The 1,379-nt window shown below is 74.6% G+C and carries 2 protein-coding genes; one reads left to right on the top strand and one right to left on the bottom strand.

Annotated elements, in window-relative coordinates; translation table 11 throughout:
* A partial coding sequence (locus tag GA0115259_RS37310) for an ADP-ribosylglycohydrolase family protein (protein ID WP_141716869.1) occupies positions 1-277 on the top strand: 277 nt, incomplete at its 5' end.
* A gap of 10 nt (positions 278-287) precedes the next feature.
* On the opposite strand, the gene GA0115259_RS37305 is transcribed toward GA0115259_RS37310, so the two are convergent.
* Complete coding sequence (locus GA0115259_RS37305; RefSeq protein ID WP_093604982.1) at positions 288-1,361, bottom strand: amidase family protein; 1,074 nt, start codon at positions 1,359-1,361, stop codon at positions 288-290.
* Positions 1,362-1,379: the final 18 nt, after the last annotated feature.

Raw genomic sequence — 1,379 nt, 5'->3', positions numbered from 1 at the left:
CCCCTCCCCCCCCGAGCCGTGGAAGGCCGCCGATGTGCTCGGCAACGGCGGGCGGATCCGCGCGGACGACACCGTGCCGTTCGCGGTCTGGACGGCGGCCCGCCACCGTGACGATCTGCCGGCCGCGCTCTGGTCGACGGCCGAGGGCTTCGGTGACGTGGACACCACCTGCGCCATCACCGGAGGCATCGTCGCGGCCCGGACGGGAACGGGCTCGGTCCCGGCGCAGTGGCGCGAGCGCCGGGAGCCGCTGCCACTGTGGGAGGCGCTGCCGTAGGCCGGGCCGCTCAGGGCGCCGCGTGCTTCTCCGCCGCGACTGCCATGTCGAGCAGCGCGGTATCCGCTCCCCGGGCCGCGACCAGTTGCAGTCCGACCGGGCAGCCGTCCGCCGTGAAACCGGCCGGAATGCTTGCCGCCGGCTGCCCGCTCAGGTTGAACGCCCAGGTCAGCGCGGTGGAGTAGAGCTCGCCCGGGCCTTCGTGGCCGTGCGGCCGGTTCGGCGTGACCGGTGTGAGCAGCAGCGGCGCCCGGGCGAACAGGGCGTCAAGCCTGCGGTCGTTCTCCGCCCGTACCTCCGCCGCCCGTGCCCGGGCGGCTCTGGACGGTTCGCCGCCGCGCACGGTCGTCCAGGCCTCGCGCGGATCGAGGAGTACGAACGGATCGGCGGGCGTCAGCGGATCGTTGGGCGGCAACAGGTCGTTGGGCACGCGCCGCGCCTTCGCGTACCGCGCGTCCTCCGGTCGTACGAGCCGTACCACTCCCGCCGTCACCAGCCGCTCCACCGCCGCCCGTACCACCGCGGCCACCTCCGGATCCGGCCGCGCGTAGCCCAGATCGGGCGAGTAGACCGCGGGCACCGGCAGGGACAGGGCAGTTGGTTCGTCAGCCAGATCGTCAGCCGTGTCGTAAACCGGTTCGTGTGTGCCGAGCACACAGCGCAGATACGGCCGTGCCTCCGCCGCCGACCGTGCCAGTACGCCCGCCGAGGCCAGTCCCGTACGGTCCGGCGAGGGCAGCAGCCCGTTCGTCGTCTTCAGCCCGAACACACCGCACCAGGCCGCCGGGATCCGTACCGAGCCCGCTCCGTCGCTGCCCGTGGCCAGTGGCACCATCCCGGCCGCGACCGCCACCGCGGAGCCCGCCGAGGATCCGCCGGGCGTACGGTCGGCGCGGTACGGATTGACCGTACGGCCGTGTCTGCCCTGGCCCCAGGTCTGCCAGTACGTTCCGGGCCCGGGCACCGCCGTCGAGCCCACCGGCACCGCACCCACCGCGATCAGGCGCTCCGCCGCGTACGACCGGATCCCGGACGGTCCCTTCACCGCGAACGGCACTCCGGCGAGCGGCAGCCGCCGGGCCACCGTGCGCGCCCGCGCCGA

This window comes from Streptomyces sp. MnatMP-M17 (assembly GCF_900091995.1).
Lineage (GTDB): Bacteria > Actinomycetota > Actinomycetes > Streptomycetales > Streptomycetaceae > Streptomyces.
The sequence above is the reverse complement of the archived record's forward strand: the minus strand, read 5'-3'. Positions and strand labels throughout refer to the sequence as shown.